The organism is Labilibaculum antarcticum, assembly GCF_002356295.1.
GTDB lineage: Bacteria > Bacteroidota > Bacteroidia > Bacteroidales > Marinifilaceae > Labilibaculum > Labilibaculum antarcticum.
The window spans coordinates 1061369-1076379 of sequence record NZ_AP018042.1; the positions used below are offsets into that span (position 1 = coordinate 1061369).

Sequence of the window (15011 nt, forward strand, 5' to 3'; positions counted from 1 at the left end):
GATTCAATTTTTTAAAAGCCAACATTAAGTGTGAAAGTAAATTGTTTTGAAATTGGCATGGTGGTACCTCCCGACCAAACAAACTCAGGATCTTCACCATTTAATTTCTCTTTATCGGCTAACCATAACAAACCAACATTTGTAGCCTGCGTACTAATGCGGGCACGTTTCAGTCCAAATTTAGTCACCCACTTATTTGGTAATTGGTATGATAAAGAAATGTTCTTAAGTCTTAAGAACGAAGCATCAGCAATCCAATAGTCCGACATGCCAAACAATTTGTAAGCTGTTGCTATCTCGCTATTACCTGTCCTGTTCATCACATCAGCATCCAGAATAGCCGGGATATTGGTTTTATTTTCGTCACCGCTAACCCTCCATCTGTTTTTCAGGTGTGATGATAAAGCCTGCGCATCGGTGTATTTATAGCTAAAGTCCTGCATCACACGTTTTTTATGACCAAATTGTCCGCTAACCAATACCGACAGGCTGATACCTTTGTATGAAAACCGATTTGAGATACCCACATTTGTAGTAGGCTCAATATTTCCTGAATAGGTAAAGTCGCTGTAGTCAGCTGTTTGAACATTTAAATAATGGACTTTCTCGTCATTTCTATCGTAAAAAGTAGGAATTCCTCTATTGTCAAGACCTGCAAATCGAGAAGAATAAATCCCTCTTACTGCATCGCCCATTACGGGTACGCCAAAGACACTGGTTGCTTCGGCAAACCATTGAGTCGATAATAACTTGGTAATTTCACTCTTGTTATAAGAGTAGTTAAAATTTAAATTCCACTTGAAATCCTTTGATTTAATTGGAACTAAATTTAACGAAAGCTCATATCCATAGGCATCCTTTTCGGCTACATTTCCCCATTTGCTGCGTTCTCCACCAACTCCGTTACCAATATATTCTCCAATTAAGTCAAAACCTTTTCGATTATAATAATTGAATTCCCCGGCAATTCTATTGTTGAAAATTGCAAAATCGGCACCAATATTAAATTCGTATTGCTTCTCCCAGCTTAAGTCGTTGTTCCCAAGGGCGTTTATTCCGATTTGTAATTGAGAAGCGCTGGGCTGGAATGGTCGTTGTGTTGCAGAAGAATAGGCTAACAGTGTCGCATTCGAAGCACTTCCAAGTGAACCGTTCAAACCATATGATGATCTGATATCAAATTGATTTAACCAATCTGTTTCGCTTAAAAACCCTTCTTCTTTCATTCTCCACTTTCCACCAATATTCCAGGTTGGTGTCCATCGGGCAGTATTCGATTTTCCCAAACGATTCGATCCATCGTATCTTACAGTTCCGTTAATCGTATATTTTCCTTTATAAGAGTAGCCATAGTTTAAATAGTAGGCTACAAAACGATCATAAGTTTCTTCTTTACCAAAATAGGTATTGTCTTCCGGCTGAGCGCCGAGTCCCATCGACAGATATTCAATATAATTAGGAGATGGTTTTGAAATGTTCCCCATATCATAAAAGTGTCCATAACCCTTATTCCAATTAAAAGCCCTATCAATGTATCTAACTTCAGACCCGCCTAAGAATGTAAACATATGGTCTTCGCCAACTCTAGGGTTCCAATTGATAGAACCATTAAAGTAGTAGTTCTCCATATTGTTATTACGGACTTCATAAATACCCCCTTCAGGTAAGATACTATGCAGTATACCAGTAGTACTTCCTGGTCTTTCGTAAAGTAAGGGGTTCGCATCTCTTAATACTTCAGAATCACCAGGACGTGTTCCAGCACGGTAAGCATTGGCTTCATTGGAGTTTTCATGTATCTTACGAACAGTTTCGGCATTATAATAACGTGCTGACACTCTCGATGACAAGATTAAATTCTTGCGTATTTCGTAATTAAAATCAGTTGAAAAGGACATGTCTTTGACCTTTACACCCGTTTTATTCTTACCTAATTCGTCAATCACGTTGTAATCGGCATAATTTCTTCTGAAATATTCCAAATCTCCATTTTCATCCCTGGCACGAATATTTCGACTGGTAGTCATGGCATACATGAATGGGTTGTTATCGAAATCTCTTTGAACTCTTCCCGTATATCGATTAACCTTCTGTCCTCCATCTTCCTTACTGTTGGTAACACCAGATAATTCCTGATCACGGAAAGACATATTGGAGGAAGCTGTAACTGTAAACTTATCAGTAATATGGTAAGTTCCTTTTAATAAAGTTGTGTATCTTTTTACATTATCAGCAATAGTCCAACCACTATCGTCTAAATACCCAACCGAAGTGTAAAATGTAGATTTTTTCCCACCACCGGAAATACTTAGAGTGTGCTGCTGTTGCACTCCTGTTTGAAATAACTCATCGAACCAATTTGTATTGGCTGTTTCGTATTTTCTTAAAAAAGAATTTATTCCGTCATTATTGCTTGCCCAGTCAATTTCATTACGGCTAATCTTATCAAACATTTTTCCATAAGCACCGTGTTTGGAAGCAAATTGGGTTTTGGCAATATTTGTCCAGCCTTTTTCATACAATTCACGATTAACAGACATCTGATCCTTAGAATTCATGATATTGTAATCGTCATAAGAAGGTCTTGGTTTTAAGGTAAGCCCCATTGAATAGTTAATGTTAATATCGCCTTTCTTACCCTCTTTTGTAGTAATTACAATAACACCATTCATTGCACGTGCTCCATAAAGTGCAGTCGCCGATACATCTTTCAATATTTGAAATGATTCTATATCATCCATATTTAATCCAGCCACACCCGAACTGATAATCGTAGATAGATCTCCGGAATTTAAATCATCCATTGAAACGTTAACAGCGTCTTCCAACACAATACCGTCAATTACCCAAAGTGGTTTCTGGTTCCCGTATAATGAAGAGGCTCCACGAACTCTAATTTTTGGCGCTGAACCAAAAGTACTGGATACATTTTGTACTGATACACCAGCAACCTGTCCTTCCAGAGATTTTGAAATATCAGATTCACTTGACAGTTTCACGTCCGCCATCTCTAGCTTTGTTGCTGCTCCAATAAATAGCTTTCTATCAATTTTCTGATATCCGGTCACAACCACCTCGTCAATTTGTTCAGAACCGGCAGCAAGAACAACATCTATTACTTTCTGATTTATAACAGTGATTTCCTGGGTATCCATTCCAATAAAAGAGAAAACCAAAATATCCTTCGAACCATCCGGCAATTGAATGTTGTATTTTCCGTCAATATTTGTAGTAGTTCCGATGCTGGTACCCTTAATAAAAACAGAAACACCTGGTAATCCAACTCCTGTATTATCAGTTACAGCACCGCTCACTTTTTTTTCCTCTTGAACCGCTTTTGTTTCCTTCCTAGCAGGAGTTGGTTTAGCGACTGGCTTAATAATAATAACCTCGTCTCGAATTTCGTAGGTAAGTCCTGTATTTTTCAAGCAATCTGTTAAAATTGTTTTTACGCTTTTGGGTGAAGCACTTATAGTCACGTCATTCACATCTTTAATGTCATCAACATTATAAAGAAATGTGTAATTGGTTTTCGCCTTAACTTTTGCGAAAACCTCAACTAATGAACCTCCTGTCATTTCCAACTCCAGAATTTCGCCCTGAAGATTTGCTAAGCCCTGAAAACTAAAGACATTAACAACAAGAAACAAAAGCAAGAGTCTTTTTGCAAGAAATGGTTTTCTTTTCTGCAGAAAAGACTTTTCCCGATTTTTTTTCATAATTTTGAATGTGATTTGGTTAGTACTACATTTCTCCTCAAAAAGAAATGTTTATTGACTTTGCCGGGGTTTGTGGCTGCAAACTCCGGCTTTTTTTTATTTACTATTTTCTTCGATCATAACACTGCGATCTTTTATTGTGAATTTTACTTTTTCAGTTACTTCTATCATATCAAGAATGTTGTTTATGTCATCATAGCGGGCAACATCACCAGTGTATTTTAATTGTTTGATTGAATTCGTTAAGAAAAACACATCAACATCATACCATCGCGACAGCCTAATCATTATATCCTCCAAACTCCTATTTTCGAAAACAAAGCGTCCATCTTTCCATGCTGTATACAATCGCGTATCAACAACCTTTTTCGAAGTTTTACCATTCAATTTATTAAAACACAATTGATCATTCGGTAACAACTCCTGACTGGTTCCCCGGAAGTCATCATTTACCTCCACTTTTCCTTCCACCAAAGTGGTGAAAATCTCATCCTGATCGTTATATGCATTTACATTAAAGGATGTTCCCAAAACTTTAACTTCTGCCGTTGTAACATCAACAATAAAAGGATGCTCCACATCTCTGGCTACCTGAAAAAAGGCTTCTCCCTCCAATTGTACTTTTCGAACACCTGTTCCAAACTGAGAAGGATACCTTAATTTTGAATTTGAATTCAACCAGATCTTTGTACCATCTGAAAGTGTTAGTTTATATTCACCGCCCTTTGGTATAATTAGAGTATTGTATGTTATCTGATCGGCTTTTGCATTTTCAGATCCTTTACTATAAACCAGCTCATTTGAATGATTAGATATCTGCATACCCTTTTCTTCCAACTCCACTCTTTCACTCAACTGATATTTCTCACCACCTCCTAAAACCAGCAAGGCTTGATTCTTACCAGGCAAGATAGTCGCTGGAGCATCAGGTACAGCATTCTCGCTAATAGTATACAAAAAACCACCAACACTAATGGCAAAAACCAACACGGCAACAAGCTTCATTATCTGTTGCTTGATTTGAAATCGTCGGTCTCTTTTTACTCTAGTTTGGATTTGATCCCAAACATCTTTTTTATTTGCACCTTCAAGTTTTGATTCTCTCTTGAAGTACTGTTTCTCCGGATTTTGAGAAAGTTTATGAAAAAGAACAAGATTTTTCTCCTCCGCGTATTTCCATTCTTCCAAAAATTGCTCTTCCTCTGCGTTAAGTTTCCCCTCAAGCCTCTTCACAATTAAATCTGCAATTTTAAACCCAGATGGTAAATTATTCATATCAATATTCTGTGTGTGATTAACAAGTACTATAACAGGTAACATGAAAAAAAGGGTGACAAAAGTTTTAACTTTTATTACCCTTTTTTCATTCTTTACTTATTTTCATATTCTAGATGAAATATAGTATCGTAAACAAATCCTTTAAACTCTCCTTTAAAAACTTGCTTGCTCGTTGCTTTTGCGTTTTAACTGTGTTAATGGAAATATCTAAATCTTCAGCTATTTCAGCATTCTTCAATCCCTTTAAGCTTAATAAATAAATTAATCTGGCTGATTCAGGTAATTTCTGAACAGTTTCCGCAACAACTCTGTTTACCTCTTCTTCAATCACATTATGAAGAAAATAATTATCATCGCATATATTTTTATCTACCTGCCCCTCGTAAGATTTGCGAACTTTTTGATGTTCAATTTGATTTAAGCAGGAATTACGGACTGTTTTGTACAAGAATGCTCGTAACGCGGCTTCGTGATAAAAAGAGGTTCGTTTTTCCCAAACCTTAATAAAACTTTCCTGAATTATATCTTCAACAATATCTTGTGCCAAAATATACTTATGACCAAAAAGGTAAAGGACATCAAAATACTTATTGTACAAGTCTTTAAATGAGTTCTGATTACCATTCCTAAATAACTTCAGGAAAGTTTGGTCGAAGGTTTTCATGGGTCGTAGTGGTTAATAATATTAAAATAGGGCTAACAATAGTATAAATTATTTTTTAGAATAATGCATATTATGAAATAACTTCTTAGATCTATTATTTAAACAACTCCTTAAATATTAATAATTCAGTATAACTAACGGAGACTTAACTTTCAGTATTTCCGGATAATAAAAAAGGGTGCCCATTGGACACCCTAAGTATATAATTCATATTATATTATATTCCTAATTTCTTTTTTAGCTCCTTAGGTACAGCATCTTTGTGAATCATTATTGCTACTGTTTTTAGCTTCACGTAGGCTTCGCTCATGTTTAAAAATCCGTCAAACTCATTGCTGTTAGCAGCCCATGAATTTTTTGTCTTGTAATAAATCGTTCCATCCTGATCTTTAACAATTCCAGTTAAGTGCATCAAATGATCATCTGTTGTTTCATAATTATCAAAAGTAATCTGGCGAAGCTTTTGATCTACCTCAGGCTCAACACCTTTTTTAGTAGTTTCCTTTTCATTTTTCGCAAGATCTTTCTCCCACTTCGCAATTTCCGAATCAGTCATATCTGTTGTTTTGCTTGCTGGCAATACAGCATAACCATTTCGGTGAGAAAAGCCTTTTTCGCTCACATCTCCGTCCCAGCAAACTGAAAACCCTTTATTTAGAGCATAATTAATAACATCTATCATCTCATCCATTGGTACATTGTAATACAAATCATCCGACCAGTTATCAGGAATTTCTAAATTCATCATCTCATAGAAAGGATGATGATTGTATGAAGTCAATTCAATGTAATCATCCGCATCAAAACCTAGTTTTTCAGCATAAGAAACTGGTGTATATTTAACTCCTTCCAATTCGAAACTGCTTGGAGTCTTTCCCATGTAAGTATCCAACACCGCATTTACAGATTCTTCCCAAACCGGTGTAATTTTTCTATTTGGATTTTTAACAATTTCATCCATCATAGCCTTCGTCGATTGCACCATCTCTTTATGGATATGAAAATCGCTGCCATACTTATTCCCGGAATAAATACTTTCAGGAACAAAGCCATTTTCTTTTACGACATTTAGAACGTCATGAGCTTGCCCTCCTTCACTGTAATTTCCTTTGCCATGATAACGAAAATACCTTTTGGCTTTTTCGGTATAAGCCAATCGAACAATATACATTTCCGACAAATCAATTTCGGGCGCTCCCAAGCGAAGCAATTCTGTTTCGATATATGAAATTCCGGCAAAACACCAGCAAGTACCAGTACTTTGCTGATTTTTAACCGATGTAGTTGGAATATCTACCACAGTAGTAAAAACCTTTTCCTCTTTTGTTGTTTCTTGTGCCATGGTCAGGTTTATACTGAAAAAGGCCACAATAATGATTGTAAAAAATATTTTTCTCATCGTATTCGTTAGTATGTGTTGTTAGTAATTAATATCTAAAGGAACTCATTTATTAAGTTGATTTCAAATTTTCTAATTCCATTTGCTTCTTTTTAGTCATCTTTCCAACAACCTGATCATATGAATCATCTATCCACGTCTTCAACTGTTTATCAGATTCTCTTCCATCAATTACAACCGTATTCCAATGATTTTTATTCATATGATATCCAGGGAGTACTGATGAATGCCTTTCTCGTAACTCAATGGCTTTTTCCGGATCACACTTCACGTTAATTCTTAGCTCACTATTGATATTTGTGAGTAAAAATATTTTATCAAGCACCTTAAAAACCAAGATCTCCTCATCGAAAGGAAATCCTTCGCTTACGGCATTTTTTGAAAGACAATACTCTCTTAACTCTTCAATATTCATTATTTAATACTTTGTTAAGTTTTACCCAAACCTGAGGCAAACAAATATAAATACTTTTGAACACAAGTTAAATTCCTGTTTTCATAAGTATTAAAAGTATTTGCTTTGAGAAGCCTAAACTAATGATAATTTTCATTTCCTCTTGGGCTGTTGATTGGATCTCTTCTTATTTTAAAGAATTTGTCCTCCCCCTTTATAATCAATCCAAAATTTCCGAGATAAAAGATCATACAACTGTGTAACTGCATACTCAGAGGAATTATCAAAATACATCTTTAATTATGAGGTAAATAACAACAAATTCCTTGACGCTATGAGAAGAGTCTATTCAAGCAAGCCTGAGAATATTAGTCTAATTAGAGACAGTATCATAAACATGTACGGCAATATTTATGAGAAGCTTAACAAGCTCGGAATCCGAAAATTTTAAATACATTTACAAGATGGAGAACAATTCATTTGCTTTATATCAAATCAATCAATTTGGAACTAATTTATTCGATAATCAAATTTCGGTAGAGCTTGCAAACATCCAACAAACAAATATCAAAGGATTTTAAAATGGAAAACTATTTACAGACTATCGAATTATATACCCATTCAGATATAAAAATAAACATTTGGGTACTGTTGAATTTTCTCATCCGTTAAAGTATACTTGAAAATTTAAACCAACTATGTACTGAACAATACTTCACCATCTTGGTTGAAGAATTTCAAAAAGAGCATAAAATTACCATACCAACCTTCGGAAAACTAAAAATCTCACAAAATATTTTGCGATATTTTTAAAGTTAAGGATACTGGAATAGGACTTGGCCTGGCAATTTGCAAACAATTGGTATTGCTGATGAAAAGGGAAATTAATGCAATAAGTTATCCTCATACAGGTTCCATTTTTCAATTCTCAGTCACTTACAATTTAATCAATCATCTTGCTCAAAAAAAAAAATAATAACATTCAAAATTTAATGCTCCTTCCTGCTTAAATCAGGCCACAACTTACCCTCACAAGACCTATTATAAATCCCTTACATACTCTTATTTAAGCAAAAAGCAGTAAGGTGTTTTTGACTAATGATGCAAATGATTTTTTTTTTACTTAATTCAATTGCGTATATTTATTTTAAGAAAAGTATTGAATATATAAATGTAATGATGAAAGAGACAGGATACGCTGAAAAATATAATTGGAAAAACAAACGAATTCTCATAGTTGAAGACGAAGAGATAAATAATATGTTTTTTGATGCAGCTCTTAGTAGAACTGAATCCAAACTGTTGTGGGCTAAAAATGGCAAGGAAGCTGTTGATATCATAGAAAGCTCTGATGATATTGATGTAATTTTAATGGATATAAGATTACCAATAATGGATGGTTGTGAAGCCACTCGAAGAATTAAAAAAAACCATAAACAAATTCCAATTATTGCACAAACGGCATATGCCCTTGAAGGTGATAAAGAACGTATTCTTGATGCCGGATGTGACGATTATCTATCCAAACCAATTCGTTTTGAAGAACTTTTATCAACTATCGATAAATATCTTGCAGATTAGTCAACAGGTGCACTAAATGCATCTTCGATGTGTTCAATAACAAATTTTGAATCTCGTTTTATAACACTTATAACATCAAATCTTACTTCTTGTTCAATTTCTTTTGAATCGACATAGCCTTGTGTTGCGTTTACTAAATGCTTTATTTTCGATAAGGTAATGGCATCTGCCGGATGCTCAAAATAATCGGTAGATCTCGATTTCACCTCCACCACAATCAATATATCATCTTTTAAGGCTACAATGTCCAATTCCTTCTTTTGATAAATCCAATTGCGATCTAGGATTTTATAGCCTTTTTCTAGAAGGTGCTTTGCTGCAACATCTTCACCTAATTTTCCTAAATCATTGTGCTCGGCCATAATTAATTGATTACAGAACTTTTATCCCAGGTGAATTTCACTCGTTTTTCACTTACATCTAATTTTAGAAATCGGCCAAATGGTAATGCCCAATTTTCCTTGATATGGCCTGCGGGAAAATCAAAAACAACCGGATAAGAATAATTATCAATGGACTCTAGAATAATTTCATAGGCTGTTTTTCCAAAATCAGGATTTCCAGTTTTCATATCACTCATTCCTCCAACAATCAAGCCTTGAAGTTCTGATAATTTGCCACCCATTTTCAAATTCAACATCATTCGGTCCAGATGATATAACTCTTCTCCAACATCTTCAATAAAAAGGATTTTCCCATCCGTTTCAAAATCCAATGCCGTGCCACGCAAACTATATAAAATCGATAAATTCCCTCCTGTTAATTCTCCTTCTGTTATTCCATTTCGATTTAATTGATGGGAAGAAATTTCATAGTTTTCAAAAACACCTGTTAATGATTGGAAAAGTGTTATGGTAGACTTATCATCAAAATTATCTGTAGGGAAATTAATTGGCATTGTAGCATGTAAACTTTCTACACCTAATATATTATTCAAATAACTATGAAATACAGTAATATCACTATATCCGACCAGCCATTTAGGCTTACGAATGAACAAATCAAAATCTAGATGCTCTAATATTCGCACACTCCCATATCCACCTCTGGCACAAATAATCGCTTTTATTTCAGGGTCATCTAACATGAGTTGCAAATCACATAACCGATTCATATCGCTACCTGCGAATTGATTTTCCTCATCAAAAACATGGTTCCCTAAAACAACTTTATATCCAGCATCTTCAATTTTCCCCACGGCAATTCCAACCTTTTCAGGATCAATTTTTCCTGCAGGAGAAACAATCCCAATTTTATCTCCTATTAGTAAAGCAGCCGGTTGATACATATCTCTTTAGTTTTTTGAAGTAAGCACAAATTAAGAATAAAATACAAATGGATAACTACGTTTTTGCCAATTCTATCTTATCTTTGCAAACAATTCGACCTAAAGTCGCAATTTTGAGCAATAATTAGTAAACAAAAATAACAGAGGAATCCTTCATCTCAAAACAATAAAAGGCAATTCCTTAAATAAAATAAAATCTCAGATGAAGAAATTTAATAGAACACTTGTAACTACGGCTTTACCTTATGCAAACGGACCTGTTCATATTGGTCATTTAGCAGGAGTATATGTTCCTGCAGATATCTACACAAGATATCTTAGAATGAAAGGAGAGGATGTACTGCTAATTGGAGGTTCTGACGAGCATGGTGTCCCTATTACTATTAAGGCGCAAAAAGAAGGAATTACCCCACAGGATGTTGTTGACAAGTATCACAATATCATTAAAGATTCATTTGAAAAATTTGGAATTACTTTCGATGTATATTCAAGAACCAGCTCAAAGATACATCACGAAACAGCCTCCGAATTCTTTAAGACATTAAATGACAAAGGTGAGTTTATCGTGAAAACAAATGAGCAATATTACGATTCCAAAGCAAATCAATTCCTTGCCGATAGATACATTACGGGAACTTGTCCTCATTGTAACAATGACGGTGCTTATGGTGACCAGTGCGAAAGTTGCGGAACTTCTCTAAATGCAACCGATTTAATTAATCCTACTTCCGCCATTACTGGAAATAAACCAGAATTAAAGGAAACCAAACACTGGTATTTACCTTTGGATAAATATGAGGACCAACTAAAAAAATGGATTTTAGAAGATCATAAAGAGTGGAAACCCAATGTTTACGGACAATGTAAATCATGGTTAGATACAGGATTACATCCAAGAGCGGTAACCCGCGATTTAAGTTGGGGTGTTCCTGTTCCTGCAGAAGGCGCTGAGGGAAAAGTACTATACGTTTGGTTTGATGCTCCAATAGGCTATATTTCAGCAACAAAAGAGTTAACTCCCGATTGGGAAAAATACTGGAAAGCTGATGATTCCAAAATGGTTCATTTCATTGGAAAAGATAATATTGTATTTCATTGCATTATCTTCCCTGCAATGCTAAAAGCTGAAGGATCTTATATATTACCAGAGAATGTTCCTGCGAACGAATTCCTAAACCTTGAAGGTGACAAAATCTCGACGAGTAGAAACTGGGCGGTTTGGTTGCACGAATATTTAGAAGAGTTTCCTGACAAACAAGACGTTCTTAGATATGTTTTGACTGCGAATGCTCCGGAGACAAAAGATAATGACTTTACCTGGAAGGATTTTCAAGCAAGAAACAACAATGAGTTGGTTGCGATTCTTGGAAATTTTGTGAATCGCACCTTGGTTCTTACTCATAAATACTACACTGGAATTATTCCTACACAAGGAGAATTGACCGATTTCGATAAAGAAACTTTAGCTCAAATTCCAGTATTTAAAGAAAATGTTGAAAAGAATCTTGAAACTTACCATTTCCGTGAAGCTCTAAAAGAAGCTATGAATTTAGCTCGTTTAGGAAATAAGTATTTAGCCGATACCGAACCTTGGAAGTTGATAAAAACGGATGAAGCAAGAGTAAAGACGATCATGAATATTAGTCTTCAAATCACGGCTAATCTTACAACTTTAATCGAGCCTTTTTTACCATTCACAGCAAACAAGCTTCGTAAATTTCTTAATATTGAGCCTATTGCCTGGGAAAAAATTGGTGCCAAGGTTATTGCAGATGGCCACCAGATAAATCAAGCATCTTTACTTTTTGAAAAAATTGAAGATGAAACAATACAAGCTCAGGTTGATAAACTCTTGGCTACAAAGGCGGCTAATGATGCAGAGAAAAAAATTGTTGCTCCGGTAAAAGAAAACATCAACTTTGATGATTTTATGAAATTAGATGTTCGTGTAGGAACAATTACTGCTGCTGAAAAGGTGGCCAAAACAAAAAAGCTTCTAAAGTTAACTGTTGATACAGGAATTGACCAAAGAACAATTGTTTCGGGTATTGCAGAACACTACAAACCTGAAGAGATCATTGGAAAACAGGTTAGTGTATTAGTAAATCTGGAACCAAAACAACTAAAAGGAATTGAATCTCAAGGGATGATTTTGATGGCTGAAGATGCCGATGGTAAATTATCATTTGTTTCTCCTGACCAAGCCATAAAACCAGGTTCTGAAATTAGATAAGGCCTTATTTAAGATTATAAAAAAGAGAGTGTCCAAAATTAGGGCATTCTCTTTTCTGTTTTCGGTTCCAATTTCCTTCTCCTCAAGAAGATAAATTAAGAGTGAGGTTTTCTAAAAAAGCTACTATTCATCAAAACATGACAACTTTTAGGAGCTAAAAGCTTATCTCAACTCCCGAAACCTTCCTAAAATCAAGCTTAAACTCACGAATTATCGGGACAGTCCCAAGGTTCGGATTTCAACTTTTCAAGCTTCGACGATCTTCCTTTTGCTATTCCAATGCAAATACGAATTGCTTTCCAAATATTTTTTTTCACCTCCGCCGGTACTTACCGCCACATTAATATCCCAAAGTGGCATTTGCTGTCCTCATTTCCCCCTGGCTAAACTATTTGAGCCCTTCAGGCTCGAGAAAAAGGATAACAAAAGGACGAATGTAAAAATCTTCCTGTTTCGCTTGACTAAAATTTATGACTGATTTTAACAAGATGCAAAATTATCTCCTGATCCATTCAATCATTGCCGTAGTAATTTGTTGTAGTGATTCCGATCAAATTTCTGACGAATGTAGGTAAGCAATCTCAACGGGGCAATCCAAAATTTATCTCCTATGAAGATAAATTTACATCTACATTGTTTTAACTAATAATGACCTCTGGGGAAGTAGTCATTCAAATTGAAAATCATGTAAAATAACATGCACACGCACTATTCATTAGCTGGTTTTACGCTTCCAGAAAGGAATAGGCAAAATATTTTAACCTTTCGATAAATTCTTTCTTCTTTCTCTCAGACACCTCCACTTTGCTTCCATCTTGAAGGATAACGTGACCTCCGCGTCCCTTCACATACTGTTTTACAAAATTTAAGTTGATAAGATGTTTGTTATGAACCCGACAAAATAAATGCCTAGGTAGCAAGTCTATAAAGCTTGAAAGAGGTCTAGAAACAACGCATCGCTCCTCCCCAATTAAATAAAACTTGGTGTAACATCCATCGGCCTCGCACCTAGTGAGCTCATTCACATTCACTAGCCTAAAGCCAATTGCATCAGGCAGAACTAATCGATATTCATTGTCCTTTTTTTCAAGAAATAACGATTCCAATCGATTAAAAGCATGATGAGAAGACTTAAGTCTAAAACGAACAATTCCTTCCATCACCTGTTTTTTTGAGAATGGTTTACTTATGCAATAAAGAGCAGAAAATTTAAAGGCTTGTATCGCAAACTCATCATTTTCGGTCATGAAAATAATTTCAAAGCTACGTTCTCCTTTTAGAATAGAATCAAATGAACTCTCCTGTGCCAGATTTGAACTAATAAATACAATATCAGGCTTATGAATCTCAAGTAATTTTCCGATTCCATCAGTTGAGGTATGACCTCCCAAAACAATAACATCCTCACAATTAACAGTTAACAAATCGTCAACTGTCTTGATATCATTTTCATTGCAATGAAAAATAAGTGAGCGAATTTTATCTGTAAGGATCATGTTTTAAAAATTTTCCCGGTTTCACAGCAATGAGAAACCGGGAATTATAAAATTTAGAATCACATTTTTATTTAGAAAATCTTAAATCCTATCTTTAATTTTGGATAAGAAAATGCATTCACAAATGTAGTATTCTGATCTGCACCTTGCACACCAGGCATAATCACTGTCTCGGTATGTTGATACATGAAATTAACTATATTAACCTCTAAACCAATGAATAAAGCATTCGTGAAATAATAATCAACTCCACCAACTATTGATCCTCCAAATCCAGTAGCTTCAGCTGTTGCTGTTCCGGTATCACCATCTGTATTTAGAATATAATCACCATTATCCCATTGTAACCACGAAATTTGAGTTTTCTCCAAACGTTCGTACATGAAGTTAAAACGAGCACCTGCATAAAAGTCAACGTTTTTAAGAGCATTTTGATCTTTATTAAAATCAAAATGATAATCGGCACCAGCAGAAATATTTATTTTATAATTCTTAGTTTCTGGAGTACCTTGTATCGCAGGAATTCCACTCCCGGCAATTTGATTTCCATCTGAATCTGTTGCAGCACTGATTCCTTCGTAAGCATCTGCCCCATCTTTCGATTTAAAACCATAAGAACCAAATAAACTTAATGATATCTTATCGGTTAAAAAATAGTTTAACGAAACACCTGCTAAATTGGTAATTGAAGATGGTTCCTTAGTTGAGAAATTATCATCAGCTCCCAACCTGCTAACATAACTACTGCTGCCAAAGTCAGGCAAAACATTAGGATTTATAGCTGTTACATCATTACTTCCCAATACCGCCGAAACTGTTAGGTTTCCTTTTTTTGGTATATATGAGTTGATATCTTCAGATGTAACTTGCGAAAAAGAAACAGAACTTACTAGAAGAGATAAGGAAATCAAAGAAATAATTTTTCTATACATAATCTTTGTTTTAAAATTTTAATTCCA

11 protein-coding genes are annotated in these 15011 nt (G+C 35.0%); 2 read left to right on the forward strand and 9 right to left on the reverse strand.

Features of this window, described 5'->3' with window-relative positions:
• Positions 1-11: 11 nt before the first annotated feature.
• From ALGA_RS03865 to ALGA_RS03885, 5 genes are all read right to left on the reverse strand, one after another.
• Positions 12-3719, reverse strand: a complete 3708-nt coding sequence (locus tag ALGA_RS03865) for a SusC/RagA family TonB-linked outer membrane protein (protein WP_096428080.1) — start codon at positions 3717-3719, stop codon at positions 12-14.
• A 96-nt stretch (positions 3720-3815) separates the two neighbouring features.
• Positions 3816-4994 (reverse strand): FecR family protein, encoded by a 1179-nt coding sequence (locus ALGA_RS03870; protein ID WP_162845380.1) that lies wholly within the window; start codon positions 4992-4994, stop codon positions 3816-3818.
• Between the two features lie 112 nt (positions 4995-5106).
• Positions 5107-5661: an RNA polymerase sigma-70 factor gene (locus ALGA_RS03875; protein WP_096428082.1), complete on the reverse strand. Its 555-nt coding sequence runs from the start codon at positions 5659-5661 to the stop codon at positions 5107-5109.
• 217 nt (positions 5662-5878) lie between these two features.
• Entirely contained in the window at positions 5879-7060 is a 1182-nt protein-coding gene (locus tag ALGA_RS03880; RefSeq protein ID WP_096428083.1) for a C1 family peptidase, read from the reverse strand.
• A gap of 52 nt (positions 7061-7112) precedes the next feature.
• Positions 7113-7475 carry an MmcQ/YjbR family DNA-binding protein gene (locus ALGA_RS03885; RefSeq protein WP_096428084.1) on the reverse strand — a complete coding sequence of 121 codons (363 nt, stop codon included), beginning with the start codon at positions 7473-7475 and terminating at the stop codon, positions 7113-7115.
• Between the two features lie 1155 nt (positions 7476-8630).
• Between ALGA_RS03885 and ALGA_RS03895 the strand changes: the two genes are divergently transcribed.
• A complete protein-coding gene (locus ALGA_RS03895) occupies positions 8631-9035 on the forward strand; it encodes a response regulator (protein WP_096433392.1) in 405 nt (134 codons plus the stop codon).
• Here the strand turns inward: ALGA_RS03895 and ALGA_RS03900 are convergent.
• On the reverse strand, positions 9032-9397 hold the full coding sequence (locus ALGA_RS03900; protein ID WP_096428086.1) for a YraN family protein: 366 nt from the start codon (positions 9395-9397) through the stop codon (positions 9032-9034). The two genes, ALGA_RS03895 and ALGA_RS03900, sit on opposite strands and share 4 nt — an antisense overlap.
• A 2-nt stretch (positions 9398-9399) precedes the next feature.
• On the reverse strand, positions 9400-10323 hold the full coding sequence (locus tag ALGA_RS03905; protein ID WP_096428087.1) for a S66 peptidase family protein: 924 nt from the start codon (positions 10321-10323) through the stop codon (positions 9400-9402).
• 190 nt (positions 10324-10513) lie between these two features.
• On the opposite strand from ALGA_RS03905, the gene metG reads away from it, so the two are divergent.
• Positions 10514-12556, forward strand: a complete 2043-nt coding sequence (metG, locus tag ALGA_RS03910) for a methionine--tRNA ligase (RefSeq protein ID WP_262496493.1) — start codon at positions 10514-10516, stop codon at positions 12554-12556.
• A 725-nt stretch (positions 12557-13281) separates the two neighbouring features.
• Here metG and ALGA_RS03915 read toward each other — a convergent pair.
• Positions 13282-14052 (reverse strand): LytR/AlgR family response regulator transcription factor, encoded by a 771-nt coding sequence (locus ALGA_RS03915; protein WP_096428089.1) that lies wholly within the window; start codon positions 14050-14052, stop codon positions 13282-13284.
• 71 nt (positions 14053-14123) lie between these two features.
• Positions 14124-14984 (reverse strand): BT1926 family outer membrane beta-barrel protein, encoded by an 861-nt coding sequence (locus tag ALGA_RS03920; protein ID WP_096428090.1) that lies wholly within the window; start codon positions 14982-14984, stop codon positions 14124-14126.
• Positions 14985-15011 lie beyond the last annotated feature (27 nt).

What these genes read in the sequence shown, in the direction of transcription:
- ALGA_RS03895 (WP_096433392.1), top strand. Translation starts at nt 8,631, where the DNA reads ATGATGAAAGAGACAGGATACGCTGAAAAATATAATTGGAAAAACAAA.
- ALGA_RS03875 (WP_096428082.1), bottom strand. Translation starts at nt 5,661, where the DNA reads ATGAAAACCTTCGACCAAACTTTCCTGAAGTTATTTAGGAATGGTAAT.
- ALGA_RS03900 (WP_096428086.1), bottom strand. Translation starts at nt 9,397, where the DNA reads ATGGCCGAGCACAATGATTTAGGAAAATTAGGTGAAGATGTTGCAGCA.
- ALGA_RS03885 (WP_096428084.1), bottom strand. Translation starts at nt 7,475, where the DNA reads ATGAATATTGAAGAGTTAAGAGAGTATTGTCTTTCAAAAAATGCCGTA.
- ALGA_RS03905 (WP_096428087.1), bottom strand. Translation starts at nt 10,323, where the DNA reads ATGTATCAACCGGCTGCTTTACTAATAGGAGATAAAATTGGGATTGTT.
- ALGA_RS03865 (WP_096428080.1), bottom strand. Translation starts at nt 3,719, where the DNA reads ATGAAAAAAAATCGGGAAAAGTCTTTTCTGCAGAAAAGAAAACCATTT.
- ALGA_RS03870 (WP_162845380.1), bottom strand. Translation starts at nt 4,994, where the DNA reads ATGAATAATTTACCATCTGGGTTTAAAATTGCAGATTTAATTGTGAAG.
- ALGA_RS03920 (WP_096428090.1), bottom strand. Translation starts at nt 14,984, where the DNA reads ATGTATAGAAAAATTATTTCTTTGATTTCCTTATCTCTTCTAGTAAGT.
- ALGA_RS03880 (WP_096428083.1), bottom strand. Translation starts at nt 7,060, where the DNA reads ATGAGAAAAATATTTTTTACAATCATTATTGTGGCCTTTTTCAGTATA.
- ALGA_RS03915 (WP_096428089.1), bottom strand. Translation starts at nt 14,052, where the DNA reads ATGATCCTTACAGATAAAATTCGCTCACTTATTTTTCATTGCAATGAA.